This window comes from Sphingorhabdus sp. YGSMI21 (assembly GCF_002776575.1).
GTDB lineage: Bacteria > Pseudomonadota > Alphaproteobacteria > Sphingomonadales > Sphingomonadaceae > Parasphingorhabdus.
This window is the reverse complement of sequence record NZ_CP022548.1, coordinates 1,949,359-1,974,810: the sequence shown is the minus strand read 5'-3', so window position 1 is coordinate 1,974,810 and position 25,452 is coordinate 1,949,359. Positions and strand designations below refer to the sequence as shown.

Below are 25,452 nucleotides of genomic sequence, written 5' to 3'. Positions count from 1 at the left end.
TGCCCCGGCGAAGGCCGGCGCCCATCTCGGGAATTCCAGCCTTTCGCCATGGCTGAAGGGAGAAGCCCTGCGACGTCGGGTCGCGCCCCAATTGTCGAAATACGCAAATTTCGCTATAACAACGGCAACCCGGCCTGCGCCGGGGACCAAATCTGGGGAGGATGATATGAACATATTCGACGTAAACTGGATCGCGGTCATCGTCGCCGCGCTGGCGGGCTTTCTGGTCGGCGGCATCTGGTACGGGCCGGTGATGGGCAAGAAATGGATGGGCGCGGTCGGGCTGACCGAGGAGCAGATCAAAGAAGGGAGCATGGGAAAGATTTACGGCGGGGCGTTCGCCTTCAGCCTGGTCGCTTCGTGGACGCTGGCGCATACATTCGCGACCTATGCCGCTGATCTCGATTTTGGCGTGAAGGTGCTGACCGCCTTTGGCGTGGCGCTGGGCTTTATCGTGCCGGCGATCGGGACCAACTATCTCTTCTCGCAAAAGAGCAAGTCATTGTTCTTCATCGATGCCGGCTACTGGCTGCTGTTCTACATCGCCATGGGCGTTGTGCACGCCTGGTTTGGTCAATGATTATAGAAGCTTGGCAGGGGGTCTCGACTATCGAACGGGCATGAAGACGCCGGGGTCGCCAACAAGTGGGAGGGAGAGGCAACGCCCGGCTTGCTACAATAATGGATGAACAGGAGGAAAGTTCCCGAGCAAACCAAAAAAACAGCCGGTAATTGAACCAGCGACCCATTCCATGCGTAGGCATTGCATCAACATCCGATGCAACAGCTGGAGCAACATTATGGAACTGGTCGACATATTGCGGTGGACCGCGAGCATCAGCGGCATGATCGCCGCCGCCATGGTCTCGCTCAACGCGGGCGCCAAGGTCAGCGGATACGGGTTCGTGCTGTTCTGCGGCTCTTCCATCGTCTGGATCGCCGCCTCGCTGCTCGACGGCAACAACCCGCTGGCCATCCAGAATGTCGTGCTGTTCGGGATCAATATATTCGGCGTCTACCGCTATCTGTGGCGCAAGCCGAAAGAGAAGGCGGCGGATTGAACCGGAGCGAGGATCAGCTCCGCCCGGCGAGCGTGTCGGCGATGATCCGCCAGACCCTGGGGTTAAAGCCCAGCCCCATATGCCCGCCATCGACGCGGATATTACGGGCCTGCGGATTGTAGATATCCCTGGCGATATCGGGTCCGACAATACCGTCGCGGTTCGAATAGAGCACGGTCAGCGGCTGGTCGAAGCCGATGCTGTTGCGCTGATGCACCTCGCGCTCGAACTGGTCGAGCCGGATGTTGGAGGATTTGGCGTAGCGCTGTCCCGGCGTGGTATATTTGGGGCCGCCGATGATCGGGGTGCCCATGGTGATCACCTCGCGCACCAGATGCGGCGACAGGCGAGCCGTCTCACGGGCGATAATGCCGCCGAGCGACCAGCCGATCAGGGTGAAAGCCTGCTCGCCATTGGCGGCGAACCGCTCTTCCGCGACTGCGGTAAAGCGCGCAACATCGCGGTCCACCGAGCCCTTGTTGCGGCCGAGCGACCAGTCGGCGACGTCATAGTTGATCCGCCGGAGAAAGCCTTCCAGCGGGCGCATCGACAATTCGCTGCCGCCATAGCCGGGGATCAGATAGACCGGCCGGCCATCGCCGCGCGGCGCTGTCACAAGCCGCGGCCACTGCAGGCCAAAGCGCATCAGGTCGAGCGGCAATGTCAGCTCACCCAGCTGCGCCAGTCGGTGCGGCGGGCGAAGCCCGGTTGGCATGGGTATCGTGTCGGTCATCGGCAAGCTCCGTGATTGAGCTGCCAAGATAGTGGTTTATCTCGCAGGTGCAACATGAACCAACGGACAGGCGGGTTCAGGCGGGCCCCTTGTCCCGCGACTCGGCACCGTTTCCGGGAATGATTTCGACGATTATATCGCCGGCTTCCAACTGGCTTGCCTCGGGCTCCCAGAAACCGAAGACAGCGTCGCCACGATAGATACGCACGCCGAGACCGGTTCCGACAACCTCGCTCATCGCCATGCCGACTTCATCCTCGGAGACAGACCGCTGGACCAGCTTGACCCGCCCGGTGGCGGAAGCGAGATCGCTGAGATAGTCGGAGATCTTTGCCCCTTCGCAACTCCCGGCGAGCAGCAGCCCGGCGAAACTGACCGGATTGATCACGGTAGTGGCTCCCGCTTGCCGCGCCAGCAGTTCATTGTCCGCCGCCTTGATCGAAACGCTGATCGGCAGGTGATAGGCAAGATGCCGGGCCGTGAGTACGATCAATATACTTGTATCGTCACGCCCCGCCGAAACGATCATCGAGCGCGCCCGCGAGATTTTCACGTTCATCAGTGCATTGTCGCGCGTGGCATCACCATTTATTACCGCACAGCCAAGCTTCTCGGCTTGCGACAAGGCGTCATCGGAAGAATCTATGACGACGATTTCTTCCGGATTGGTACCGCGCGCAAGCAGTTCCTGCACGGCTTCACTGCCGCTCGTCCCAAAGCCGGCGATCACGATATGGTCGTGCAAATTGCTTTGAATCAGTTTCATGCGCCAATTGTCCCAGGTTCGTTTGAAAACAAAATTATAGGCCGTGCCGACAAAGATTAGCACGACGAAGATGCGGATAGGAGTCACAACCAGTGCGTCGAACATCCGTGCCCGCTCGGTTACCGGAGCGATATCCCCATAGCCGGTGGTGGTGATCGAGATCATTGTGAAATAGATAACGTCGAGAAAACTTACATCGCCGTCATAACTGTCCTGCAGCCCGTTGCGGTCAAAATAATGCACCGCCACCGCCATGCCGATCAGGGCAAGAACGAAGGTGACACGCCACGCAATATCGGCCCAGACCGGTAGACTCGATCGGCGCTGGAGAGTGAAATAGTCGGAAATTTTCCGATTTTTGCCGCCTGCCATGATCGGTTCAGCCGCGTTTCGGCAAATGGATGTTCGGATCTACTGGCTTTCGGTCCTTGCGGATTTCGAAATGCAGCTGCGGTTCCTGAACATAGCCGCTTTCACCCGCGAGGCCGATTATGTCGCCCGCCTTGACATTCTGGCCGCGCGTCACGTTGAGTTTGTCGGCATGACCGTAGGCGGTGACCCAGCCGGAGCCGTGGTTGATCAGGATCAGTCCACCAAATACACCAATTTCGTCTCCGCTATAGGCAATCACCCCGTCCGCCGATGCGCGGATTGGAGTGCCCCTCGGCACACCGATGTTGAGACCATCATTTACCTTGCCGCCGCCCTTGCTCCCGAAGCTGGAAATGATCCGACCGTTTACCGGCCACTGGAACCGCCCGGAAAAGCCCGCCGGCGTAGCAATCGTCGTGTTTGGCGTTATCGCTTTCCGCCAATCGGAGGCCTCTCCGGCCGCTGCGCCATCGGCGAGCGCTGGCTGGCTACCGGTGACGATATCGTCAATCTCCAGGTCAAAGGCAGCTGCGCGCTGTTCGATACTCAGACGGGTCGGATCGCTCGGGGCGCTGGAAGGCAGCAGCAGTTTCTGCCCCACGCGCAGAATATAGGGTTCTTCCAGTTCATTGAGCGTCACAACTTCCCGCCATGGTGCTCCGTAGGCACGGGCAATAGCGATGCCGGTTTCGCCGGACTTGACCGCATGATAACGCCCTCCGGTGATTTTCAGTCTTTGACCGGGATGAATGACATAGGGTTCAACCAGCCCGTTGGCCGATGCAATGATCTGCGATCCGGCACCAGTCTTGTTGGCAATCCCGCGCAAAGTATCTCCGGGCTGAACAATGTAAGTGCCTGACTCAACCCGTTGCGCATTGGCGGTGACGGGGCTCGCCTGCCAGGTGGATAGCGGAGCTTGCTCGGGCGCCGTGCCGTAAACCACAGGGTCAGTAGGCAATTCGGGGGGAGGCGGAGGCGGGGTGTAATCGGCACGGCCAGGAGGAATGCAGGCGCTCACTGCCAGGAGCAATATCAGGATCGCAATATGACGCATATAGGCTCCCATTAACCAACCCCTCCCTACGGAAACGCTATTAGCAGCAAAAGCGCAGCTTGCCAGCCCCGCTGGCCAAAGCCTAGTAAATTCTCGGGAACACGGAGTCCGATCAGGGATATAGTTTTTTCAGACCATCCATAGAATCATAATGGGTGAGATCCAGGTGCAGAGGTGTAACCGAGATATATCCATCGGCGATCGCTTCGAGATCGGTGCTATGTGCCGGCGTCTCCACCATCGGCCCGAGGCCGAACCAGTGATATTCAAAGCCGCGCGGGTCTCGGTTGCTAACGATTTGCAACCGGCCATAATCGCGAATGCCTTGTGACACCACCTGTACGCCTTTGACGTCGCTCGCCGGAAGGGCCGGGAAATTAATGTTAACCAGAGTTCGATGATCCATACGTTGCTTGATCAGGGGGCGCAGCACACGCTCACCCCATTTCACGGCAGCATCAAAAGGCACATCAGCGCCCATATCTCCCCGGGCATAGGCCTGGCTGAGGGCAATCGACGGAATCCCCGCCAGCGCACCTTCCATCGCGGCCGACACCGTGCCCGAATAGGTGACATCCTCACCGAGATTGGCGCCGCGATTGACCCCGGACAGGATAAGATCGGGCGGCCCGTCTTTCATGATCTTGGCGACCGCCATCATCACGCTGTCGGTTGGCGTTCCATCAACCGAATATTGCTGGTCACCGCGCTTGCGAATGCGCAACGGCCGGGTGATCGTTAGCGAATGGCCGGCGCCCGAATTTTCGTCAGACGGCGCAACAATCCAGATATCATTGGAAAAATGCGAAGCGATATCGAGCAGGATTTTCATCCCGGGCGCATCGAAACCGTCATCATTGGTCAGCAATATTCGCATCAAACCGGCTCCAGCTTGTCGATCCCGCCCATATAGGGGAGCAGGGCCGATGGGATTGTCACGGAACCATCCGCCTGCTGATAATTTTCGAGGATCGCGACCAACGTTCGCCCGACAGCAAGTCCCGAGCCGTTGAGCGTGTGGACAAATCTTGTACCCTTCTCTTCCCCCTCCGGCCGGAAGCGGGCGTTCATCCGCCGCGCCTGATATTCGCCGCAGGTCGAGACACTCGAGATTTCGCGATAGGTGTCCTGCCCGGGCAACCAGACTTCCAGATCATAGGTCTTGCGTGCCGTCGCACCCATGTCCCCGGCGCAGAGGAGCATTTTCCGATAGGGCAGTTCCAGCGCCTTCAGCACCGATTCCGCCGCTTCGGTCATCCGCCCGTGCTCGTCATCGCTGGCGTCAGGGTGGGTGATGGCCACCATTTCGACTTTCTCGAACTGGTGCTGGCGGATCAGGCCCTTGGTATCCTTGCCGGCAGACCCGGCTTCGCTCCGGAAACAGAGAGTGAGCGCAGTCAGCCGTATCGGCAATTGCGTTTCATCGAGTATCTGGCCGCTCACGCTATTGGTCAGGCTGACCTCGGCGGTCGGGATCAGCCAGTGGCCATTGGTGGTCTGGAAGGAATCCTCGGAAAATTTGGGAAGTTGCCCCGTACCGTACATGGCCTGATCGCGGACCAGTACGGGCGGGGCGCATTCCTGGAAGCCGTTTTCCGTGGTCTGCTTGTCGAGCATGAACTGCCCGATCGCCCGTTGCAGGCGCGCCATCTGGCCGCGCAGGAAGGCGAAGCGCGAACCGGACATTGTTGCAGCCGTTTCAAAATCGAGCCCGAGTGCCAGACCGATGTCGCTATGTTCCTTCGGATCGAAATCAAAGTTGCGTGGTTCGCCCCAGCGTGCGACTTCAACATTATCATCTTCGTCTTCGCCGGGCGGGACTCCCTCCGCCGGCAGGTTCGGCAACGCGGCCAGCAGGTCCTGCAATTGCGCGGAAACTTCCCGCTCCTGCTCCTCGATTCCGGGCAATTTGCTTTTCAGATCGGCAACTTCCGCCATCAGGGCCTGGGCCGTATCCTCGTCGCCCTGCCCCTTCGCCTTGCCGATCGCCTTGGACGCCTCATTGCGGCGCGCCTGCCCCTCCTGGATTTCGGTTTTCAGCGCGCGGCTCTGTTCGTCCAGCCTCAGGATATTCTGCGCCACAGCCTCGACTCCGCGCTTCGCCAGCGCAGCGTCAAAATCTTCCGGATTTTCGCGAATATATTTTATATCATGCATGGGAAATGCCTATGCCCAGCGTCTGTTTCACTTGCAAGACTGCAAAGAAAAAAGCGGCCAGATTGCTCCAGCCGCTTTTTCTGTAATATCTGGTGCTGGACTGCTCAGGCAGCCACTGCTTTTTTCGCTTTGCGCCGGCGGGCGAACAGGGCCGCGGCAGCTGCGCCAAAGAGCAGCACGACTGGCGGTGCCGGGACATCCGTACCACCGGTTGATCCGCCGGTGCTTCCGCCCGAAGACGAACTGGAGCTGCTGCTCGACGAGCTGGAACTGGAAGAGCTGCTCGAAGAACCGCTCGATGTGCCGCCGAAGCTGGAAGACCCGCCCGTTGCACCAGAAGAGCTGCTGGTAGAGCTGCTGCCCGAACTCGACGAGGACGAACTTGAACTGCCGGATGAACTGGAACTTCCCGAAGAGCCAGAGCTGCCAGACCCTCCGCTGGAACCGTGTCCAGGCTTGCCGGGCTTCCCGCCACTCGATCCGGATGAACTGCTCGAAGAGCTGCTGGACGAGCTGGACGAAGAAGAGGAACTGGACGACGACGAACTGCTGCCCGACGAAGTGCTGGTCGAACCGCCGCTGCTGGTCGAGGAAATCACGACTGTGCCGCCACCGGTGCTGCCGCCACCGAAGAACCCGCCAAAAAATCCGCCGCTACCACCGCTACTGCCACCGATCACAACCGGGACCGAACCGCCGGTGCTGCTGATAGGCGGAGCGGGCGGAATATAAGGAGGCAGTGGGATGGCCTGTGGCGCCGGGGTCTGGGCAATCGTGACAACCGATGGCTGGCAGGCCGTTGTCGTCGTGCTGACCGTGCGCCTGGTCCGCTTGATCTTGCGAGCCGGTTCGCCCCGCTTGATCGCGCGGGCCCGTACTGGCTTCTTTTTCGACATCTTCTTGACGTAAGGGGCCGCTGGCGCTTCCGAAACATGCACCGCGCCGCCACCGATCATCGCTCCCCCGCAGGTGCAGGCGCATAATTTTGCCAAAGCCATACGTACCGACATAATCCATCTCTCTTCCGCTGTAGACTCGTTCAAACAGCCCGCTTCTCGAAGCCCGTGCTTTTGTTCGCAGTCTTGACTTGCATCAGAAAGACAGAAGAAATGGTAAATAACAATTGCATTAACGCTGATTTGGGGTCCGAAACACAAAAATAGGTTAACAGATTGTGTCCGTTCACGGTTAATGCCCCGAATTGGAACTCATCGAGACGGGTTTCTTGCAATATCACGGCAAGAAAGCGGATTTTCCGCGAGAATCACCACCGCTCCTATCCTATTCCGCTGTGCAAAAATATGCGCCAAATAATCGTAATCCGGTGCAAAATTTTACAAATTCCGGATTATTGTCTGAACAGCGATTTTGCGCCTTGTTTCCAATAACTACGCTGGGTATAGGCCCGCCCTATATATGGTCCAGCCTTCCGAAGTTCGGGCAAGGCATGATGTTTGGAGAGTATGTTGGCATCCTCGGTAAAAAAAGCATCCGCAAAAAATAGCGAAAATGGCGCAGATATGGTCCTCCCGAACGGGTACGAACCTAGCGAAGACGAAGAGTTCATGAACGAGCGTCAGCTCGCGTATTTCAGGCAGGCCCTGAAAAAATGGAAACAGGAAATCATCGAAGAATCAAAGGAAACTCTTGCGCATTTGCAGGACGGTCCGATTCAGGAAGCCGATCTCAATGACCGGGCCTCGAGCGAAACCGACTGGGGCCTGGAACTGCGGACCCGCGACCGCCAACGCAAGCTCACGTCCAAAATCGATTCGGCGCTACGGCGGATCGACGAAGGCGAATATGGTTACTGTCAGGTAACCGGCGAACCGATTTCGCTCGACCGGCTGAAAGCCAGACCGATCGCGACCATGACCGTCGAAGCGCAGGAAGCGCACGAACGGAACGAGAAAATCTCGCGCGATCAGTGAGATAAACTGCCGCTACGGCGCAAAAACCAGCTTTCCGGATCGCCCTGCATCTGCATCGCGGCAACCGGCCAGTCCCGCCGGACCGGAATTTTTGCGAGAAACCATCACCACTATTAACGAAATTTGCACCAATTTCGCCTTACTACTTCCTATGCGAGACATGCATTTACATTTACCGATCACGGGAAGCCCATGAACGAGCCATTTGACGATAGTCTGAAAATGAACAGCCAGGCCCTCGGCCATTCGAAACGGGAGCTCGAGCGCGACAGCCTGTTTCTGAAGGCTGCATTGAGCTTCGTGGATGGTGATGACTGCGGCGAAGTACGGATTCGCAACCTGTCGGCCGGCGGCCTGATGGCCGAAGCGCCGGTACTCGCCAAGCGGGGCGACAAGGTACAGCTGGAGTTGCGCAACATCGGCCAGGTGACCGGTCATGTTGCCTGGGTAGCCCAGGGCAGGTTCGGCGTGGCCTTTGATCACCCGATCGACCCCAAACTCGCCCGGCAACCGGTCGGACAGAAGAAATCTGAATTGCCGCGCTATCTGCGCCAGCATAATAAGAAGGCCGTCCCTTTGCGCAACGGCCAGCGCCCCCGCTAGCCTGCAAAACGCTATTCAATATTAAGCTTGATTAGGGAAACATCCCTGCATAGGACGTTTTAATCAATCGATTAAACGGGAGCAGGACATGGCAGGACCACTTACAGGCATCAATATCATCGAGTTTGCCGGAATCGGTCCCGGACCCTTTTGCGGCATGATGCTGGCCGACCAGGGCGCGACCGTGACCGTACTTCACCGTCCGGGTGCGGCTCCCGATCCACGCCTTGCGCTTTCCCGTTCCCGTAATCTGGTCGAAATCGACCTCAAGTCGGAAGAGGGCATCAAGACGGCCCGCGATCTGGTCAGAAATGCCGATGGCCTGATCGAAGGCTTTCGCCCCGGCGTCATGGAGCGCCTCGGCCTCGGACCGGACATATTGCTCGCCGACAATCCCCAGCTTGTCTATGGCCGGATGACCGGCTGGGGCCAATATGGACCGCTCGCCTCCGCGGCGGGGCACGATATCAACTATATCTCGATTTCCGGTGCTCTTCATGCATTTGGCCGGGCCGGCGAAAAACCGACTCCGCCAATCAACATGGTAGGCGATTTTGGCGGCGGCGGCATGATGCTGGCCTTTGGCATGGTCTCTGCGCTTCTCCATGCAAAAACAGGCGGCACGGGCCAGGTTGTCGACTGCGCAATGAGCGATGGTTCTGCGGCATTGATGGCGATGATTTTCGACTTTCACAATATCGGCCAGTGGCAGGACGAGCGCGGAGTCAACCTGCTCGATACCGGAGCGCATTTCTATGACACCTATGAAACGTCGGATGGAAAATATATCTCGATCGGATCGATTGAACCGCAATTTTACGCCGCACTCCGGCAAGTGGCGGGCCTCACGGACGATGCCGAATTCGACGCCCAGATGAACCCGAAACAATGGCCGAAATTGAAGGAAAAACTGACGGCTCTGTTCAGCTCCAAGACCCGCGACCAGTGGTGCGAGCTGATGGAGGGAACCGATATTTGCTTTGCGCCGGTTCTGTCGCTGACCGAGGCCAAGGAACATCCGCACAATGTCGAGAGGCAGGCCTTTGTCGATGTCGGCGGGCTGCAACAGCCAGCGCCGGTGCCGCGCTACTCGGTAACGGTGTCGGACTCGCCCAGACGTCCGGCCTGAGCCGTACCGGCAATCCGCTCGGCATATCGGGGGCCAATCGGCAATTGGTTGCCGTCCTGCAAGATAACATAGCGCTTTCGGCCCTTGCGGCGGATCTCGGCAATACAGTCGCGGCGCACGATGGTAGACCGGTGGACACGGACAAACAGTTCGTCCGGCAACAGTCGTTCCAGCGAGCGCATCGACTGGTGCACCAGAAAGCTTCGGCCGGGCAGATATAGTCGCATATAGTCGCGTTCCGCCTCGACCCACTGGATATCCGGAACGTTCAGCTGCAGCGCCCCGTTGCCGTCCTGTACCCACAGGCGCTGAACGACATCCGGCTCCCGGTTATTCTCGTCGCGTGCCCGATTGGCGATGGCGCGTTCCACTGCCTCGCGCAGCAGGGATTCCTTCACCGGCTTCAGCAGATAGTCGGTGGCTTCCAGCCGAAAGGCCTGAACCGCATAGGTGCTGTGCGCTGTGGTGAAGATGATCTCCGGCATCTGGGCCAGATCCAGGCAGAATTCCGCCACCTTGAGGCCGGAGAAATCCGGCATATCGACATCGAGCAGCAGAATATCCGGTTGCAGTCGCCGGATTTTCTCGACCGCCTGACGTCCGCCATTGGCCAGCCTTATTTCGCCAAAGAGCCGGGTCCGTTCGCACAACGCCTTGAGCCGGGTGCGGGCAAGCGGCTCGTCATCGACAATCAGGACTGATGGCGGCGCATTGGCCATTCTCATATATCCTCGAATATCAGGGAGGGATCGGGCAAGACGATAGTCGCAATGGCCATTCCATCCTTGCTGTTGGCCAGAAGCAACGACGCATTCTGACCGTACAAGGCGCGCAAGCGGCTCTGGATATTGGTCAGGCCGGTTCCGGTCCCGGCCGTTCGCTCAGATGGCTCTGCGGGCGGTATTTCCACCCTCCCGTCATTGGCCACGCTGATCCGGAGCCGATCCCCCTCGATCCGCACGGAGATGATGATATTGAGTGGCTGGTCTGCTCCGGAAACACCGAATTTCACGGCATTTTCGATCAGTGGCTGGATGATCAACGCCGGAATGCTCCAGTCATTCGCGGCGGGCTCGATATCGACAAAATAATGGAGACGCTGGGGGAAACGCATGCGTTCTATTTCCAGATAGCGAACCTGCTGGGCAATTTCCTGCTCCACCGTGATCATGTCCTGGGCGCCGCCGGTCAGCACGGCCCGCATATAGTCGGCCAGATCATCGACAAGCTTTTCCGCCTGCTCGTTCTGCCGGTCTATGATCAGGCTGCTGACAGAGTTGAGCGCATTGAAGACGAAATGGGGGTTGAGCTGGTAGCGCAGCGCCCGCAATTCGCTCGCCCGGTTCACCCGTTCCAGTTGCCGGCTGTGGACCATCATTCGCTGCACGTCCTTGCTGTGCGACAGAGCCAGATAGAGCGCGCCCCAGCTGGCCAGAATGAAATATCGGGTAAACGCCTCGTCCAGTACATAGGCCCAGTCGAACGACTCGAAATCGACCGGCTTGAGCAGATAGGCAAAGTCGAACAATGCGGCTTCATGGTCAAAGACAATCTGGTCGAGGACCGCGATATAATTGGCGAGGATCATGGTCGGTACGGTGAGCATGAATATGGCAGCGCCCATCCCGTTGCGGCGCACCGAAATCAGCAGCCGGTAGAGCAGCCAGGTGAAGGTGATGCAGATGCTGGTCATCAGGATACGCTGGACGAAGAGTGCATCTGCGTTGGCCTGGGTTACATATAGCACGCGGCTGGTCGCAAAGATGAAATAGGCACACCAGACGCCGAATATCGACTTGATCGCGAGATCGCGATTGACGGGAAACAGCCGGTTAAACAGGGACGGTGTCTGCGCCCCGGCATCTTTCGCCGGTCGAAAGGAGGGATTCGGCTTCACGAATCCGGATTGCTGCTGTTTTCATCAATTCCCCGCCGGGTGCGCCAATAGGTGGCGAAACTGGCAAGCCAGTGACTGCCGGAATAATGCGGCGTCCGCACGGCTTGCTCTCCGGAATTGCCGTGCAGGCTGGCCGAAGCGAGAAGCGACGCACGGCGGGGATCACTGGCTGGAAGCGCGGAAGCCATGCCTTCCAGAGCCCACGCCCGCGACAGGTTGAGACCATCGAGATGCACCAGCTTGCCGTCTGTCGGATCGTTGACGATGCCGACAGCCAGCCAGTCATCGCTGCCGTTATCGGGGATATCCGGCAGGAAGGTCGACAGCCAGTCGGCATAATCCTCGCTAGTCATCACCCGTCGCATAAGATCGGCCACCATCAGGCAGGAAGACAGAAAATCCTCTCCCGAAGGCTCGTAGGCCATCGGGCAATTGCGATCCTGCCGGTGGAAACCCAGGGCCTTCTCGCGCACCAGACCGGCCAGTTCGCGATCACCGCTGCGCGCGGCCCAATCTAGGAACAGACCAAAGGCGAAGGCGGACTGGTTGTGGGTCCCCAACCGGATTGGATAGGCCAACTTCGGCAACCAGTCCTTGATATTGCCGACGATCACGGCTTCCAGCGGTTGCAGCCGGGCCAGCCATAGCCTTGCCTGCTCGGCCTTGCCGCCCTCGCCATTCGCGATATCGCGCAATTCGGCGGTCAGTTGCAGGAACCATGCGATGCCATAGGGCCGCTCGAACGTCTTGCGGTCGGCGGCCTGGAAATAGGCCAGTTCGCCGGCAATTTTTTCGGCGGTGAAATTCGCTGCCAGCGCCGCGGCAATCTCCTCGTCCATTTCGGGGACCAGATCCTGTCCCCAGAGGCGGGCCAGCAACCAGTGCCCGTGTACTGCGCTGTGCCAGTCGAAACAGCCGTAGAACACCGGCGTCAGCTTTGCCGGTTCGGCAACGTCGGCAGCGCTGTTGAGGACATGACTGATCTTGTTGGGATATTGCTTGTTGATGCAATTGAGCGCGATCCGGGCATAAGCCTGCTCGGCGCTGCGCGGACTCAGGGCATTGTCGGCCGGGTCGGGGGCGGTATTGCGGCGTTCGAACACGCCGCGGTCTTCCGACGAGGACGCACTTTCTTCCTCCGCTGCGGAACAACCGGCCAATGTCGCGATCATCAGTCCGACCAGTGCTTTTCGATAGACCATCCGACGCTCTCCAAAGATTATTTTCCAATAGAGAGGAATTGACCCCTTGGCAAAAGACTATAGGGCAAAATATCTTTTCCGCCATTGCCAGTTCCGGCAGGGCGAATTGCAGTGGAACAGATATTATCACGACCCAACCTGCGATATTCCTGACCGGCAGCCCGCTGAAGCATATCACGACCATGTCGCTGACCGCCAGCATTGGCATATTGACCATATTTCTGGTGGATTTCGCCGATCTGTTCTACATCGCGCAGCTTGCCAACAGCGCGCTGACCGCGGCAATGGGCTTTGCCGCCACCATCCTGTTTTTCGGCACCGCCTTCCACATCGGCCTGATGATTGCCACCAGCGCCCTGGCCGCCCGCCATATCGGCCAGGGCGATCCGGACCGGGCGCGGCGCTATCTGACCAATATCCTGGTTCTCAGCATGGTGATGATGGTACCTCTGGCGGTCCTGCTGTTCATCTTTGCCCCCGCGATCCTGGAACTTGCCGGGGCTGACGGTGCGGCCAACCAGGCGGCAACCGGCTATATCCGGATCGTCGCGCCGTTCATGCCGTTCAGCGTCGCGGCCATGGTCTGCTCGGGTTTCTTGCGCGCCCATGGCGCTGCCCGACGCGCGATGCACGTCACGCTCAGCATGGGCATCACCAACGCGATTCTCGACCCGATTTTCATATTCGGCCTAGACTGGGGCATCCATGGCGCAGCGGTCGCCAGCGTCTGCGCAGCAATCGTCTCGGCCCTCTACGCAGTCGGCACGATAATCAGACATTATGGCGGCTTCGACCGCTTCTCCATGCCCCATTTTCGCGCCGATATCCGGCCGATCATGGCGATCCTGCTGCCGGCGGTCCTGACCAATATCGCGACGCCGATCGGTGGCTTCATTTCCTATCGTTTCATTGCCGATTATCCCGATGACGTAATCGCCGGCTTTGCGGTCGTCGGCCGGGTCGTGCCGGTCGCATTCTGCCTGATGTTCTCGCTGTCCGGTGCCGTCGGACCGATTATCGGCCAGAATTTCGGCGCGCTGAAATTTGACCGGGTCCGCACGACGATCCGCCAGGCGACGCTGTTCGCTTTCGCCTATACATTGCTGATCTGGCCGATCCTATACTTGCTCAGCGGACCGATCAGCGACATATTCAACCTGGTCGGGCAAGGGCGACACGTCTTCACGCTGTTCGCCCTGCTGCTGACCCCCCTGTTTTTCTTCAACGGCATGTTGTTCATCAGCAACGCCGCCTGCAACAATCTCGGCCATCCCGGCTGGTCCACGCTGATGAACTGGCTGCGCAACACGCTGGGCCTCCTCCCCTTTCTCTGGCTGGGTCGCGAATATTACGGGCTGGACGGGATCATCCTTGCTCCGGCGATTGGCGGGATAATATTCGGCATAGCGGGCTATATGATCGCACAATCTCTGGTGCGCCGGCAGGCCCGGGACACGGCGTTAACCGGTTAATATTCACGCCCGGCGCGTCCCATGTTGGAACAGCATGTTAAAGCCTCGCGCAGGAGCCGCAATAAACGGCTATATCCCGCCACACCTGCCCGCTTGGGCCAAATAGGCATTAAAAGCACGTGCGCGTACCTCCACCCTATGTCCCGCCTCTGAGCAGCAATATTCCCGACTACGGGAATGCTGTCCGGCACCCGGAACCGCTGGTTGGAAAAGATCCGGGTGCGGAAGACGCGCAACCCCGTCCGGAGGCCGTGGATAGCACGTCGCCGCAAGCCGCCAAACCGGCCAGATCCTTCGCGAGGCTATCGATCCGCGAACGGATTTTGACGGCGCTGTTTCTTGTAAGCCTGATCCTGATTCCGGCCACCATGCCCCAATCGAGCGTCGACGCGCAGCAGTACAGACCCAGCGATTCGCGATTGCAGCCGGTCGAGCGGGCGGAAGAGAATTTTGCCGGCTCCGCCTTCTATTTTATCGACCCCGATTATGCGATCCCGCAAAATTATGACGCGCTGGGCATCGACCCGCTCGCCGCGCCGGGAAGCGGGACCATCGACGGTCTGACGGATGTGGCCGGCAATGGAGCGGATCAGGCATCTGCAGTCCATCACATCCGGCAAACATCTTTCCGTGGCTCGGCGACGGATGACAGCCGGGCGCTATACTGTCTCGCACAGGCCATATACTATGAAGCGGGGATGGAACCCGATGCGGGCCAGCGCGCCGTTGCACAGGTGATATTGAACCGGGTCCGCCACCCCAGCTATCCGGGCACAGTATGCGGCGTGATCTATCAGGGCAGCGAGCGGACGACCGGCTGCCAGTTTACCTATACTTGCGATGGCTCGCTGCGGCGCAAGGCAGCAAGCTTCCACTGGAACCGCGCGAAAAAGGTCGCCGCGGAAGCATTGGCCGGCAAGAGCTACACGACGGTCGGCACTGCCACCCATTATCACGCCAGCTATGTCTACCCCTATTGGGCACCAAGCCTGCGCTTTCTCGGTACGGTCGGCGCCCACCGCTTCTACAGCTGGAAAGGCAATGCCGGACAGGCCAGTGCGTTCAGCCAGAAATACCGGGGCGGAGAACCGCTACCGGTACCGAACACCCGCCGCCAGGATGCCGCCCGTGACTATGGCGCTGTGCCCTCGCTCGACCCGATTGCACTGGAAAGAGCCTATGAGGCAGCGCGGCGCAAGGCAGAGGCGGAAGCCGTCCAGTCCGAGCGAGCGGCTGCGCTCGCTGCCGACAGTGCTCGTCGCAATGACCGGTCTGCGCCGGCGCTCGATATACACGCACCCCGCTCCTACAAGGCACCCGATTATAGCGCCCAGGCAAGAGCGAAAGGCGGCGATCAGGCCTATGCCGGACAGCGCTTGCCCGATGCCAGCCAGATCAAACCAGAGTTCCGCGACAGCGGTAGCTGGAAGAAAAAACCCGGCAGCTAGTCCGAACCGGCAGTTCTCCGATAGTTTCGCCGGCAACCAACAATGGGTTTCCCTTGCCATCGCCCTTGACTCCCGCCTAAAGGCTCTCGATTTTATTGGAAATGAAGCGGAGCGCTCTAATGGCGACAAATTGGACGGCAAATAGCTGGCGGGATTTTAAAGGGCTGCACATGCCCGAATATCCGGACGCCACAAAACTCGCGGAAACGGAAGAGCTGCTCGGCAGCTATCCGCCGCTGGTCTTTGCCGGTGAAGCGCGCAGTCTGAAACAGGACCTCGCTGAAGTAGCAGCCGGCAAGGCATTTCTGCTGCAAGGCGGAGACTGCGCGGAAAGCTTCGCAGAGTTTCATCCGAACAATATTCGCGACACATTCCGCGTCATCCTCCAGATGGCGGTAGTCCTGACCTATGCGTCAAAGCTGCCCATCGTGAAGGTCGGCCGGATGGCGGGCCAGTTTGCCAAGCCGCGTTCTTCCAATGTCGAAGTGCAGGATGGCGTCGAGCTGCCCAGCTATCGCGGCGATATCATTAACGGCATCGAATTTGACGCCAACCGCCGCGATCCGGATCCCGAGCGGATGATCCGGGCCTATAACCAGGCCGCGGCGACGCTCAACCTGCTCCGGGCTTTCTCGACCGGCGGCTATGCCAATCTCAAGCAGGTCCACGGCTGGACCCATGATTTCATGGCGCGCAGCCCGTGGGCGAAGAAATTCGAGGAAATGGCGGACCGGATCGGCGAAGCCCTGTCCTTCATGGAAGCCTGCGGCATCAATCCGGACACCGTGCCGCAGCTGAAGGCGACCTCTTTCTACACCAGTCACGAAGCGCTGTTGCTGCCCTATGAGCAGTGCCTGACCCGTCAGGACAGTCTGACCGGCGACTGGTATGATACCAGCGCGCATTTCCTGTGGATCGGCGACCGGACGCGTTTCGAGGGTTCTGCCCATGTCGAGTTCCTGCGTGGTATCGGCAACCCGATCGGGCTGAAATGCGGTCCGTCGCTGACACCGGACGCGCTGCTGAAAATGCTCGACACACTCAATCCGGCGCGCGAACCCGGCCGGATCACGCTGATCACGCGCTTTGGTCACGACAAGATCGAAAGCGGTCTGCCTCCTCTGGTGCGGGCCGTCAAAAAGTCGGGCCATCCGGTCATCTGGTCCTGCGATCCGATGCACGGCAATGTCATCAAGGCGGAAAGCGGCTACAAAACGCGGCCGTTCGATCGCATCCTCAGCGAAGTGCGCGGCTTTTTTGCCGTGCATCGGGCCGAGGGTACATTTGCAGGCGGCATCCATTGCGAAATGACCGGCCAGAATGTGACCGAATGCACCGGCGGCGGCGTGGCCATCACTGATGCATCGCTCGGCGATCGCTATCATACGCATTGCGATCCGCGTCTCAACGCCGCACAATCGCTGGAGCTCGCCTTCCTGCTTGCTGAAATGCTCAATCAGGAACTGTCCGACCGGGCGCGGGAAGCCGCCTGATCATGGCAGACAAGATCAAGCCGGAACGGATGCGCCCTGAAGATTATGCGCCAGGAGAATCGCCGATGCGTAGAGGAGCCACCTACGTCCGCAAGGAGATCGTCAGCAAGGGTGTCGGCTTCGGCAGCGCGCTGGCGATCGCCATCAGCTTCACCACGCACAAGTCGATCCTCTGGGCGATCATCCACGGATTTTTCTCCTGGTTCTATGTGATCTACTACGCGCTCACCCGATAGACCCGAAAAGCGCGAGCCAATGTGCGTGACTTTTCCGGCTTGGCGGACTATCCATTCACATTGAATGAAATCAGCGGAGAATGTGATGATCCGATCACTCTCATGGATATTGGCGAGCGCAGTGGCGGTTTCCGGCTGTGCCGGTCCGATAGAAACCCGTGTCCAGACGCATCAGGTGATAGCTGCACCTGCCCAGAAAAAATTCACCACCTCTCCCGACGATGCTGTCGCCAATCGTGATCTGGCGCTGGCCCGGGATATGGTCGCCAAATCGCTCAGTCAAAGAGGCTATGAATCCTCTCCGGACGCATCAATCCTGCTCCATGTCGCGCTTTCCAACCGGCCTGCCGATATCGCGGTCGATGCCGGTGCCGAGAATGCCGAGCAGTCAATTTCTGCAGCGAAAAAGCAGAAGACTTTTCAGTCCTGCAAGGACCGCGAACATCGGCTGACGGTCAGCCTTTTTGACCAAGTTCGCGGCAAAAAACTCTATTCCGGCAGCGCTGCAGAATATCATTGCAAGGGCACGATAGCCCAGTCTCTGCCGTTCCTGATCGAGTCCGCCCTCTCGGGTCTCGACAGGGAAGTGACCGGTAACCCGCGCAGCACGGTCCGCACGCGTCAGGGCGTCGAGTGATTCACTCGTCCTGATCCTCGAGATCGGGGGCCAGCGGCAACAGCACGGTGAAGCAGGCACCACCATCACGGCGGTTCTCTCCCCTGATATGACCGCCGTGTCTGGCGATCACCTTGGCAACAAAATTCAACCCCAGGCCGGCGCCCTTTATGGAGGAATTCGCCATTCTGTCATCGCTCGCGAACCGTTCGAAGAGCTGGCCGAGTATCCCTTCGGATATGCCCTCGCCCTGGTCTGATATGGCAACCGAGACAAATGGCTCCCCGTCCAGTTCGGTGACCCGGATCGCTATCGTTACAAGGCCGTCATCCGGGCTATATTTGATCGCATTGTCGATCAGGTTGACGAAGGAGCGGTAGAGGCTTGAAGGCTCGACATGGACAAAGGCGCCATCCGACTGGTCATCGACTTCGCAGCGGATGCCCCGCGCATGTCCGAGGGGCCAGAGACTGTCGTTGGCCTCCTCGACCAGTTCCGCGAGCAATATATCCTCGCCGGAAAACTCGCTCGCATCGATTCGTGCCAACCCGACGAAATTGTCCGCCAGCGCCAGGGTACGACGCGCATGCCCCTCGATCCGGCCGGTCGTCTCATCGGCCTCCCTGCCGTCCAGAAGCGCCAGAATCGCTGCCTGTGGTGCCCGCATGTCATGGGAGAGCAGTTGCAGCACCTCTTCCCGCTGCTGAGCGGCATTGGCCACTTCCGTGATATCGGCCAGATAATGGATATATCCTCTCAACAACCCCTCGTCCGACGCGACCGGCGCGCGCCGCATGGCGAAAATCCGGCCGTCACTTGAGGTAAATTCGACATAATCCTGCTTTGTCGGCCTGCTCTTCTGGTCGAGATAATCCTTCACCTCCTGCAAGTCGTCAGCCGAGACAAAGCGGTCGAGCATGTCGTCCAGAGCCAGATCCTGAGCCCCGTCTTCCATCCCGGTCTGTGCCAGCCGATTGACGAAGGTCACCTTGCCCCGAAGATCGGTGATGAACATCGGATCGGGCAGATTTCTGAGCGCATCGCTAATGAAGCGCCGCAAATCACGGACATGGGATATCGCATGGGTCAGCTGTTCCGCCTGACCGGTGATCACATCGACAGGCCCGAGTTCCGTTCGCATGATCGGTATGTCGACCTTCGAGCGGCCGAAATGCTTCAGTTCGCCATCCATAAAATCGCTTGTCGCCTGCAAACGACGCCAGCCCCAGACGGGATATACGATCAAAACGCCCAGCAGGGCGGTTCCCGGCGCGAACCAGAGGGAGAAATGCATGAGCAGGGCACTGGCCAGCAATATCGTCAATATCAGGGAAAAGGAGACAATGATCGTGGTCCGCGGACGCCATCGCCAGAAACCGAGCAGCAATATCCAGACCGGCAACAGCGAGAGCAGCAGTTGCTGGATAAAGGAGATCGGCCGGATGAAATCATCGCGCACAAGCGTGCTGTACAGATTGGCCATGATTTCAACCCCGGCCAGAGTGCCGCCATCACCCAGCGGGACGGGATATTGGTCGCCCATGCCGTTCGCCGTTGCACCGATCAATATGATCTTGTCCTGCACGAAGGCGGACGGGACCTGCCCGTTTGCCAGCGCGGCGTAGGGTATTGACTGATAGGCACCCCGCTCTGCAAAGGGCATCAGCAGTCTTTGGTCGCAACTGACCAGCCGCGCAAAGGCCGGAGAGGCATTGCCCTCGACCGCCTGATAGATCTTCTCCATCAAATGGGGCCAGTCGGTCCCCGACGGCTTGTCGCCGAAGCACAGATTGGCGCGGCGAACGACCCCGTCGGTGTCGAACACGAGATTCACATGCCCCAGTCCGGTCGCAGCCTCGGTGAAAGGCGCAATCGGCTGTCTTACATCATAGGCCGCACCATTGCTGCCGGGGAACACGAAATGCAGCGGCAGGAACAGGTTGGTGAGTCCCGCCATCGCCTGCGCCAGTTCCTGATCCGCTCCGGATTCGCCGGGTTCGCTGAGCAAAATATCGAAACCAATGGCCTTCGGGTTGCCAGTCGCCAGCTGCTCGAACAGCTGCGCATGCCTTTGCCGCGGCCACGGCCACTGGCCAAAGGCGGCGAGACTGTCTTCATCGATCTCGACGATCAGGACGTCGGGCGAAGGGTCCGGGCGATCAATGCCGGACAGCTGGTCATAGACCAGATTGTCGAAGCGCGACAGGCTGTCCCAATAGCCCAGAGCCACTACCATGCAGGACGCCAGCAGGGCCACGGCCAGCCATTCCACAACCAGGCGCTGGCGCAATCTCATCGGCGCAAGCGCCATGTCGGGGAAACGGTCAAAAGCCGGGCCCGGACCGCTAGTTGGCCACGGTCAGTTTTTCGAATTCGGTCCATTTCTCGATCGCTTCCGGATCTTCGGGATCACTGGAAAACTGGATCACACCGACGCGCCAGTAATATTCGCCGTCCGCCAGATCCGACAGGGTGACGGTATCGGTCGACAGCCCCGCTTCATCAATGATCGGGACGGATGTCTTACTGTCTTTCAGGATCTGGAGCCGGTAGAATCTTTCTCCCTCGCCCTCGCCAAACCATTTGAAGCGATAGCCGAAATCGCCGGCATCGGCGCTGCCGCCCAGCGTGCTGAGCTGGCGCTTGAAGCTGTAGGTCGCGGGCATGCCCTCGAAGCCGTCCGGAGCAAGGGCCGTCAGCTTGGCAAAATAGCGTCCGTTTGGAAGCGTCGGCAGCGCCAGCTGCGTGCCCGACACCTGTGCTTCGGCGACGATATCCACAAATCCGGCATCGGAGGCGATGATGATCCGGTAGCCGACGGCCGATGGGCCGGGTTCGACGGCGAACAGCAGTTCCGCCTCCGACTGCACTTTTGCCGGGTCCAGCAGTTCCGGCGGTGGCAGCAGTTCGGCCTTCGCCAGCGCTCCGCTCGCGGTCGCGGCCGCGCCGGTACCGGCCGGTATCGCCACCAGTGTCGCGCCGTTCAGGCTTTCGCCCGCAGCCACAACCACTTCGCCTTCAACCGTTTCGGAAAAGGCCGTGCCGGAAACGTCATCGACCCGGGTCCGATAGTCGGTGCCGCGGACGGCAGAGACCGCCACCGGGGTGCGGACACGATAGCGGTCCGCCTTTTTGTCCAGCGGTGCCACTTTCGATCTGATCCGCCCCTTGTCGACCGCGAGTTCATAGTCGATGCTGTCGGTCAGCAGGATATGACGCAGACGGGTGATCCGGACCTGACTGTTGGACGGCAGGGAAACCTGCGACCCGTCTTCCAGTTGCAGTGTCATGAAACTGCGCGCAGCGGTCCTGATATCGCTGCCCTCGCCGATGTTCATGCCGGCGACCGGCGCGCGGTTCTGCCCCCCCGAAGCGATCGAGACATTCCCGCGAAACGCGCTCAACCGTGCTTCGCTGGGGCGATATTTCAGCAGGGAGACCGGAATCCGCAGGGATGTTCCGACCGGCATATTATGCGGATCGGCGATCCGGTTGAGTCGCTGGACGGCGACATAGTCGGACCATTTGCGCAAATATTTGTTCGCCAGGCTGAACAGGGTATCACCGCGCTTGAAAACATAGGTGATTTGCTCCGCATCGGATTTCTTCTGGGCAGCGGTTTCGCCGGGTGCGAAGGCCAGGGCGCAGATGCACAGCGCAACCAAAAGGCGAAGGCCCGATGAAGGAATCCAATTCCGGAATTCTTCAAACACTATTACCCTCCGTTACTGAACGTCTCCAATCTGTAGCCATAGCCGAAAACCGTGAAAATCCGAAACCCGTTTTCCGGTTTCAGCGAAAGCTTGGACCGAATCCGCGATACATGCATGTCGAGCGTCCGGGTCGCAAGATGCGCGTTGGTACGCCAGACGGTCTCCATGATATAGCGGCGCGACAATGTCCGGTCACGGTTGCGGAACATCAGATCGGTGAGTTCGAACTCTTTCGCCGTGAGGGCGATCTCCTCGTCGCCATGCCTGACCGTCTGCTCGATACGATTGAGCAGATAATCGCCATATTCAGCCGTGGTCTCCATGGCCGACGCGCCGCTGTTCCGCCGCAACAGGGCGTTGATCCGGGCGGCGATGACATTCTTGTCCTCCGGCTTGGTGATATAGTCATCGGCACCGGCATTCAGCGCATCGCTGATATCCTGCTTTGCCGAACGGCTGGTCATCATGATTACCGGCGGGCGATCCTCAACCGCGCCTTCCATCCACTGCAATATTTCCAGGCCATTTTTGCCCGGCATGTTCCAGTCGAGGATCACGAGGTCGAACGTATCGCGCAACAGAGCATTGGACAGCGCCGTGCCATCGGGATAGCCGACATAGACATATCCCTGTGCTTCCACGATTTTTCCCAGAAACTCGATAATTTCCGAATCATCGTCCGCTATCGCAATTCGCATTTTAATTCTCCCAGCGGCCAACTAGCCTTGATACGGTAACATTGCTTTTAATCATCGCTTTATGATTTGGGTTTTACTATCATTTACAGAAGATTTACCAGAAGTTTGGATGCCTATTTACAACCGTTTACATATTCGCTTCTTGATCAGCGCCTGATCCGCACCCCCGCAACGCGACAAAGCTGGGATTTTGGCGACATTCACCATAAATCGCATTCAGTCCGCTCCGGAAACCGAACGGACATGTTCCGGCTTCAAATTTACAAGTTCCACGATTTTCATTATCGGCTTCGAACGTCAGGCACCGGATTGCCCCGATTACAACCGATCACGGCCAGCGCCTCCGGCCTGCTCCCGATACAATCGACGGACGAAGCCAACAAATGCATGTCCCCGTTTACAAGACAGACAGGATCGACCGTGCAGCACCCGCGGACAGTATATCTGGCGGCTAGAATTCCCAATCGAGCTCCAGTTTCATCTGTACATCGGGCGTCTTGCCGGTCAGGGGAGCGAATATCGAAAATTCTACAGCCGGGACCAGGCCGCCTTCTTTCGGGGACATGCTGAACACGGGCCCCAGCCAATGCCTGCCCTTTGTCTCGCCGGATAGTTCGCCGCCACTTTCCAGGCCCAGTGCATATCTGTCGTCTATCGCATGATCCAGCCGGCCGACATAGCTGGCGGACAGTTCGGACCAGTCGCCCGGTTCCGCGGAAATAACCAGATTGCCGATGACGTCGATCTTCTCGCCGTCATGTTCGGCGATGATATAGGTTTCAAATCCAACATCGGCCGATCGATCGAAAATCAGCGAAGACTGAAAACCAAGGCCGACCGGAGCATCTTCGGGACTGATCAGCGCCAGTTTCGCCTGTACACCAATTTCGGTCAAAAGAGCCGGTTCGCCGGATTCTTTCTCGAACTCGAATTCCAGCCCGACCGAGAGCGCATCGCTCAACCCATATTCTATTGTCGGAGCGAATTTCCATTCGCCCTTCGCGCCATTGCCAGCGGGAACAAATATTGTCTGGAACTCGATCTCCAACGCGTCTGCTTCAATCTCCAGCCCTTCGGCCTGATCGACCCGGCCTTCACCGGCCAGGGCCGGGCTGGCGCAGAGCAGAAGCACCGACGCCATCGCGGCGGAAAGGTTCGATCTCCGGGTCATATTTTCAAGCCGCTTTTTCGTCGTGCGGCTTGACCGAATCATCCTGCGACTCGCCGCCGGTTTCCAAACGGCTACCGTCAGGCAGCGCCAGTTGCCCACCCCGGCTGGGCCGACCGTACAGAAAGCCCTGGCCGATATCACAGCCGGAATCCATCACGCTCTTCGCATTGTCGTAGGTTTCAATGCCTTCGGCGGTCACCTGCAGCCCAAGATTATGCGCCAGCGCGGTCACGGCGCGGACAATCGATTGCGAAGCGGAATTTGTTTCGATGCCATGGACAAAAGACCGATCGATTTTCAACTTGTCGAAAGGCAGTTCCGACAGGTGACGCAGCGAGGAATAGCCGGTGCCGAAATCATCCAGTGATATGTTGATACCCTGGTTTTTGAGCGACACGATAACATTGCGCGCGACGTCTAGATCGCTGACCAATGCGCTTTCGGTAATTTCTATTTCAAGGCGACCCGGCGCCACGCCAACGTCGACCAGAGTCTGCAATATGCGTTCGACAAGCCACTCGTCGCCAAACTGGACGGGAGAAAGATTGACCGCAAAATGCAATCCGACCGGCCAGTTTTTCGCTTCAATCGCGGCCGCTTTTAATATCACGAAGAACAGATCCGATATCAGTCCGGTTTCCTCTGCGATGGTGATGAAATCGTCTGGCATGCGCATCGTGCCATCCGCCATATGCCAGCGGGCCAATGCCTCGAAGCCGAGAATTTCGCCGTCATAGAGATTGACCAATGGCTGGAAGAAAGGCCGGATTTCACCTTCGACAATGGCTGTGCGCAAATCGGTTTCGATCTTCGCCCGCTGGATCGCCGCTTGCTCCATACCGGCTTCGAAAAAGGCAATTTCATTGCGGCCGGTGCCCTTGCAGCGGTACATGGCTGCGTCCGCCTGGGAGAAAAGACTATCGAGCGGGGTAGCGGGGACATCGGTTGTAACCACGCCTATGCTCGCGCTCACCACAACCGACAGATCGCCCAGCAGAAAAGGCGTTTCGAAAACCTCCGACAGGGTTTCGACCTTGCGGATCAACTGGTCGCCAGCGGGAATGCCACTGAGCATCGCGCAAAATTCATCGCCGCCTATCCGGCTGATCAAGCCGTCGTCTGCCACAGCGGCCTTCAATCGCTCGCCGACGGCCAGCAACAATTGGTCACCGGCCTGGTGGCCATAGAGATCGTTGACCGGCTTGAACCGGTTGAGATCAATCGCGAGCAAGGTGACAGGGGCGCTGTCAGCCTGTTTGAGCGCGGCTTCTATCACCATATTGGCCTTGCGGCGGTTGGGCAGTCCGGTCAGCGGATCGTGCAACGCCATCTCGTGCGCCTGCTTTTCTGCCAGAAGCCTGAGCTTGAGTTCCTTTTTGGCTTCCGAAAGACGGCGCGCGGCGAATATTCCCAGCGCAATCGGCAGCAACAGCAAACCGGTCAGGGCTTCGTCAATTTCCCAGTCCTCATGCTGCTCGACAAAGTCGATAACATGGTCAAATGAATCAAAAGCCAGAGAAGCAGCCAGAATCACCAGATAGAGCAACAGGATGATCGCCAGATCACGCCGCGGTGCATATTCCTTGTCGGAAAATATTCTGCGAAAATCCAAAGACAGCTCCCGATACCGCGGCGCATCATGCCCGGACATTTAATTTACGGAACAGGAGCGGGAAATTAAGCCCTGAAGAGATTCC

At 58.7% G+C, this 25,452-nt stretch carries 26 protein-coding genes; 13 read left to right on the top strand and 13 right to left on the bottom strand.

Going from position 1 to position 25,452, the window contains the following annotated elements:
• Positions 1 to 166: 166 nt before the first annotated feature.
• Complete coding sequence (locus CHN51_RS09685; RefSeq protein ID WP_100095531.1) at positions 167 to 580, top strand: DUF1761 domain-containing protein; 414 nt, start codon at positions 167 to 169, stop codon at positions 578 to 580.
• 220 nt (positions 581 to 800) lie between these two features.
• Complete coding sequence (locus CHN51_RS09680) at positions 801 to 1,061, top strand: hypothetical protein (protein ID WP_206169880.1); 261 nt, start codon at positions 801 to 803, stop codon at positions 1,059 to 1,061.
• 13 nt (positions 1,062 to 1,074) lie between these two features.
• Here CHN51_RS09680 and CHN51_RS09675 read toward each other — a convergent pair whose 3' ends face one another.
• From CHN51_RS09675 to serS, 5 genes are all read right to left on the bottom strand, one after another.
• Entirely contained in the window at positions 1,075 to 1,794 is a 720-nt protein-coding gene (locus CHN51_RS09675) for an alpha/beta hydrolase (protein WP_100093831.1), read from the bottom strand.
• A gap of 76 nt (positions 1,795 to 1,870) precedes the next feature.
• Positions 1,871 to 2,932, bottom strand: a complete 1,062-nt coding sequence (locus tag CHN51_RS09670; RefSeq protein ID WP_100093830.1) for a potassium channel family protein — start codon at positions 2,930 to 2,932, stop codon at positions 1,871 to 1,873.
• Between the two features lie 7 nt (positions 2,933 to 2,939).
• Positions 2,940 to 3,989 (bottom strand): M23 family metallopeptidase, encoded by a 1,050-nt coding sequence (locus CHN51_RS09665; RefSeq protein WP_240616681.1) that lies wholly within the window; start codon positions 3,987 to 3,989, stop codon positions 2,940 to 2,942.
• Positions 3,990 to 4,101: 112 nt separating this feature from the next.
• The gene (gene surE, locus CHN51_RS09660; protein ID WP_100093829.1) at positions 4,102 to 4,866 is read right to left on the bottom strand and encodes a 5'/3'-nucleotidase SurE; all 765 of its coding nucleotides are present in this window, start codon (positions 4,864 to 4,866) and stop codon (positions 4,102 to 4,104) included.
• Positions 4,866 to 6,146 carry a serine--tRNA ligase gene (gene serS, locus CHN51_RS09655; RefSeq protein WP_100093828.1) on the bottom strand — a complete coding sequence of 427 codons (1,281 nt, stop codon included), beginning with the start codon at positions 6,144 to 6,146 and terminating at the stop codon, positions 4,866 to 4,868. Before serS ends, surE begins: the two co-directional genes overlap by 1 nt.
• Before the next feature lie 222 nt (positions 6,147 to 6,368).
• Here serS and CHN51_RS19745 point away from each other — a divergent pair, with 222 nt between their 5' ends.
• From CHN51_RS19745 to CHN51_RS09630, 6 genes are all read left to right on the top strand, one after another.
• Positions 6,369 to 6,878: a hypothetical protein gene (locus tag CHN51_RS19745; protein ID WP_164089092.1), complete on the top strand. Its 510-nt coding sequence runs from the start codon at positions 6,369 to 6,371 to the stop codon at positions 6,876 to 6,878.
• Between the two features lie 12 nt (positions 6,879 to 6,890).
• Positions 6,891 to 7,055 carry a hypothetical protein gene (locus CHN51_RS19740; protein WP_164089090.1) on the top strand — a complete coding sequence of 55 codons (165 nt, stop codon included), beginning with the start codon at positions 6,891 to 6,893 and terminating at the stop codon, positions 7,053 to 7,055.
• 292 nt (positions 7,056 to 7,347) lie between these two features.
• Positions 7,348 to 7,650 (top strand): hypothetical protein, encoded by a 303-nt coding sequence (locus tag CHN51_RS19735; RefSeq protein ID WP_164088915.1) that lies wholly within the window; start codon positions 7,348 to 7,350, stop codon positions 7,648 to 7,650.
• Positions 7,651 to 7,666: 16 nt separating this feature from the next.
• Positions 7,667 to 8,077 carry an RNA polymerase-binding protein DksA gene (gene dksA / locus CHN51_RS09640; RefSeq protein ID WP_240616680.1) on the top strand — a complete coding sequence of 137 codons (411 nt, stop codon included), beginning with the start codon at positions 7,667 to 7,669 and terminating at the stop codon, positions 8,075 to 8,077.
• 192 nt (positions 8,078 to 8,269) lie between these two features.
• Positions 8,270 to 8,680 (top strand): PilZ domain-containing protein, encoded by a 411-nt coding sequence (locus tag CHN51_RS09635; protein ID WP_240616679.1) that lies wholly within the window; start codon positions 8,270 to 8,272, stop codon positions 8,678 to 8,680.
• 88 nt (positions 8,681 to 8,768) lie between these two features.
• Positions 8,769 to 9,809, top strand: coding sequence for a CaiB/BaiF CoA-transferase family protein (locus tag CHN51_RS09630; RefSeq protein ID WP_100093825.1), 1,041 nt, complete (start codon positions 8,769 to 8,771; stop codon positions 9,807 to 9,809).
• Here CHN51_RS09630 and CHN51_RS09625 read toward each other — a convergent pair.
• From CHN51_RS09625 to CHN51_RS09615, 3 genes are read right to left on the bottom strand one after another with little or no spacing between them, the layout of a single operon-like run.
• Positions 9,767 to 10,528, bottom strand: a complete 762-nt coding sequence (locus tag CHN51_RS09625) for a LytTR family DNA-binding domain-containing protein (protein WP_164089088.1) — start codon at positions 10,526 to 10,528, stop codon at positions 9,767 to 9,769. The genes CHN51_RS09630 and CHN51_RS09625 overlap by 43 nt on opposite strands.
• Before the next feature lie 2 nt (positions 10,529 to 10,530).
• On the bottom strand, positions 10,531 to 11,706 hold the full coding sequence (locus CHN51_RS09620) for a histidine kinase (protein ID WP_100093823.1): 1,176 nt from the start codon (positions 11,704 to 11,706) through the stop codon (positions 10,531 to 10,533).
• The gene (locus CHN51_RS09615) at positions 11,703 to 12,908 is read right to left on the bottom strand and encodes a DUF2891 domain-containing protein (RefSeq protein WP_240616678.1); all 1,206 of its coding nucleotides are present in this window, start codon (positions 12,906 to 12,908) and stop codon (positions 11,703 to 11,705) included. The genes CHN51_RS09620 and CHN51_RS09615 overlap by 4 nt, the downstream gene beginning before the upstream one ends.
• A gap of 38 nt (positions 12,909 to 12,946) precedes the next feature.
• Here CHN51_RS09615 and CHN51_RS09610 point away from each other — a divergent pair, with 38 nt between their 5' ends.
• From CHN51_RS09610 to CHN51_RS09590, 5 genes are all read left to right on the top strand, one after another.
• Positions 12,947 to 14,380, top strand: coding sequence for an MATE family efflux transporter (locus tag CHN51_RS09610; RefSeq protein WP_164089086.1), 1,434 nt, complete (start codon positions 12,947 to 12,949; stop codon positions 14,378 to 14,380).
• A gap of 119 nt (positions 14,381 to 14,499) precedes the next feature.
• Positions 14,500 to 15,828: a cell wall hydrolase gene (locus CHN51_RS09605; RefSeq protein WP_240616677.1), complete on the top strand. Its 1,329-nt coding sequence runs from the start codon at positions 14,500 to 14,502 to the stop codon at positions 15,826 to 15,828.
• Between the two features lie 119 nt (positions 15,829 to 15,947).
• The gene (locus CHN51_RS09600) at positions 15,948 to 17,321 is read left to right on the top strand and encodes a 3-deoxy-7-phosphoheptulonate synthase class II (RefSeq protein ID WP_100093821.1); all 1,374 of its coding nucleotides are present in this window, start codon (positions 15,948 to 15,950) and stop codon (positions 17,319 to 17,321) included.
• 2 nt (positions 17,322 to 17,323) lie between these two features.
• Positions 17,324 to 17,557 (top strand): hypothetical protein, encoded by a 234-nt coding sequence (locus tag CHN51_RS09595; protein WP_100093820.1) that lies wholly within the window; start codon positions 17,324 to 17,326, stop codon positions 17,555 to 17,557.
• An 85-nt stretch (positions 17,558 to 17,642) separates the two neighbouring features.
• A complete protein-coding gene (locus CHN51_RS09590) occupies positions 17,643 to 18,194 on the top strand; it encodes a hypothetical protein (RefSeq protein WP_123906292.1) in 552 nt (183 codons plus the stop codon).
• Between the two features lies 1 nt (position 18,195).
• On the opposite strand, the gene CHN51_RS09585 is transcribed toward CHN51_RS09590, so the two are convergent.
• From CHN51_RS09585 to CHN51_RS09565, 5 genes are all read right to left on the bottom strand, one after another.
• On the bottom strand, positions 18,196 to 20,469 hold the full coding sequence (locus CHN51_RS09585; protein WP_164089084.1) for a CHASE2 domain-containing protein: 2,274 nt from the start codon (positions 20,467 to 20,469) through the stop codon (positions 18,196 to 18,198).
• A 49-nt stretch (positions 20,470 to 20,518) separates the two neighbouring features.
• Positions 20,519 to 21,886 (bottom strand): FecR domain-containing protein, encoded by a 1,368-nt coding sequence (locus CHN51_RS09580; RefSeq protein ID WP_100093817.1) that lies wholly within the window; start codon positions 21,884 to 21,886, stop codon positions 20,519 to 20,521.
• 2 nt (positions 21,887 to 21,888) lie between these two features.
• Positions 21,889 to 22,584: a response regulator transcription factor gene (locus CHN51_RS09575; protein ID WP_100093816.1), complete on the bottom strand. Its 696-nt coding sequence runs from the start codon at positions 22,582 to 22,584 to the stop codon at positions 21,889 to 21,891.
• 451 nt (positions 22,585 to 23,035) lie between these two features.
• A complete protein-coding gene (locus CHN51_RS09570) occupies positions 23,036 to 23,755 on the bottom strand; it encodes a hypothetical protein (protein WP_123906291.1) in 720 nt (239 codons plus the stop codon).
• A gap of 4 nt (positions 23,756 to 23,759) precedes the next feature.
• A complete protein-coding gene (locus CHN51_RS09565) occupies positions 23,760 to 25,367 on the bottom strand; it encodes an EAL domain-containing protein (protein WP_164089082.1) in 1,608 nt (535 codons plus the stop codon).
• Positions 25,368 to 25,452: the final 85 nt, after the last annotated feature.

What these genes read in the sequence shown, in the direction of transcription:
- CHN51_RS09600 (WP_100093821.1), top strand. Translation starts at nt 15,948, where the DNA reads ATGGCGACAAATTGGACGGCAAATAGCTGGCGGGATTTTAAAGGGCTG.
- serS (WP_100093828.1), bottom strand. Translation starts at nt 6,146, where the DNA reads ATGCATGATATAAAATATATTCGCGAAAATCCGGAAGATTTTGACGCT.
- dksA (WP_240616680.1), top strand. Translation starts at nt 7,667, where the DNA reads ATGGTCCTCCCGAACGGGTACGAACCTAGCGAAGACGAAGAGTTCATG.
- CHN51_RS09680 (WP_206169880.1), top strand. Translation starts at nt 801, where the DNA reads ATGGAACTGGTCGACATATTGCGGTGGACCGCGAGCATCAGCGGCATG.
- CHN51_RS09665 (WP_240616681.1), bottom strand. Translation starts at nt 3,989, where the DNA reads ATGCGTCATATTGCGATCCTGATATTGCTCCTGGCAGTGAGCGCCTGC.
- CHN51_RS09615 (WP_240616678.1), bottom strand. Translation starts at nt 12,908, where the DNA reads ATGGTCTATCGAAAAGCACTGGTCGGACTGATGATCGCGACATTGGCC.
- CHN51_RS09585 (WP_164089084.1), bottom strand. Translation starts at nt 20,469, where the DNA reads ATGAGATTGCGCCAGCGCCTGGTTGTGGAATGGCTGGCCGTGGCCCTG.
- CHN51_RS09590 (WP_123906292.1), top strand. Translation starts at nt 17,643, where the DNA reads ATGATCCGATCACTCTCATGGATATTGGCGAGCGCAGTGGCGGTTTCC.
- CHN51_RS09675 (WP_100093831.1), bottom strand. Translation starts at nt 1,794, where the DNA reads ATGACCGACACGATACCCATGCCAACCGGGCTTCGCCCGCCGCACCGA.
- CHN51_RS09570 (WP_123906291.1), bottom strand. Translation starts at nt 23,755, where the DNA reads ATGACCCGGAGATCGAACCTTTCCGCCGCGATGGCGTCGGTGCTTCTG.
- CHN51_RS09685 (WP_100095531.1), top strand. Translation starts at nt 167, where the DNA reads ATGAACATATTCGACGTAAACTGGATCGCGGTCATCGTCGCCGCGCTG.
- CHN51_RS09575 (WP_100093816.1), bottom strand. Translation starts at nt 22,584, where the DNA reads ATGCGAATTGCGATAGCGGACGATGATTCGGAAATTATCGAGTTTCTG.
- CHN51_RS09670 (WP_100093830.1), bottom strand. Translation starts at nt 2,932, where the DNA reads ATGGCAGGCGGCAAAAATCGGAAAATTTCCGACTATTTCACTCTCCAG.
- surE (WP_100093829.1), bottom strand. Translation starts at nt 4,866, where the DNA reads ATGCGAATATTGCTGACCAATGATGACGGTTTCGATGCGCCCGGGATG.
- CHN51_RS09635 (WP_240616679.1), top strand. Translation starts at nt 8,270, where the DNA reads ATGAACGAGCCATTTGACGATAGTCTGAAAATGAACAGCCAGGCCCTC.
- CHN51_RS09595 (WP_100093820.1), top strand. Translation starts at nt 17,324, where the DNA reads ATGGCAGACAAGATCAAGCCGGAACGGATGCGCCCTGAAGATTATGCG.
- CHN51_RS19740 (WP_164089090.1), top strand. Translation starts at nt 6,891, where the DNA reads ATGGCCTGTGGCGCCGGGGTCTGGGCAATCGTGACAACCGATGGCTGG.
- CHN51_RS09625 (WP_164089088.1), bottom strand. Translation starts at nt 10,528, where the DNA reads ATGGCCAATGCGCCGCCATCAGTCCTGATTGTCGATGACGAGCCGCTT.
- CHN51_RS09630 (WP_100093825.1), top strand. Translation starts at nt 8,769, where the DNA reads ATGGCAGGACCACTTACAGGCATCAATATCATCGAGTTTGCCGGAATC.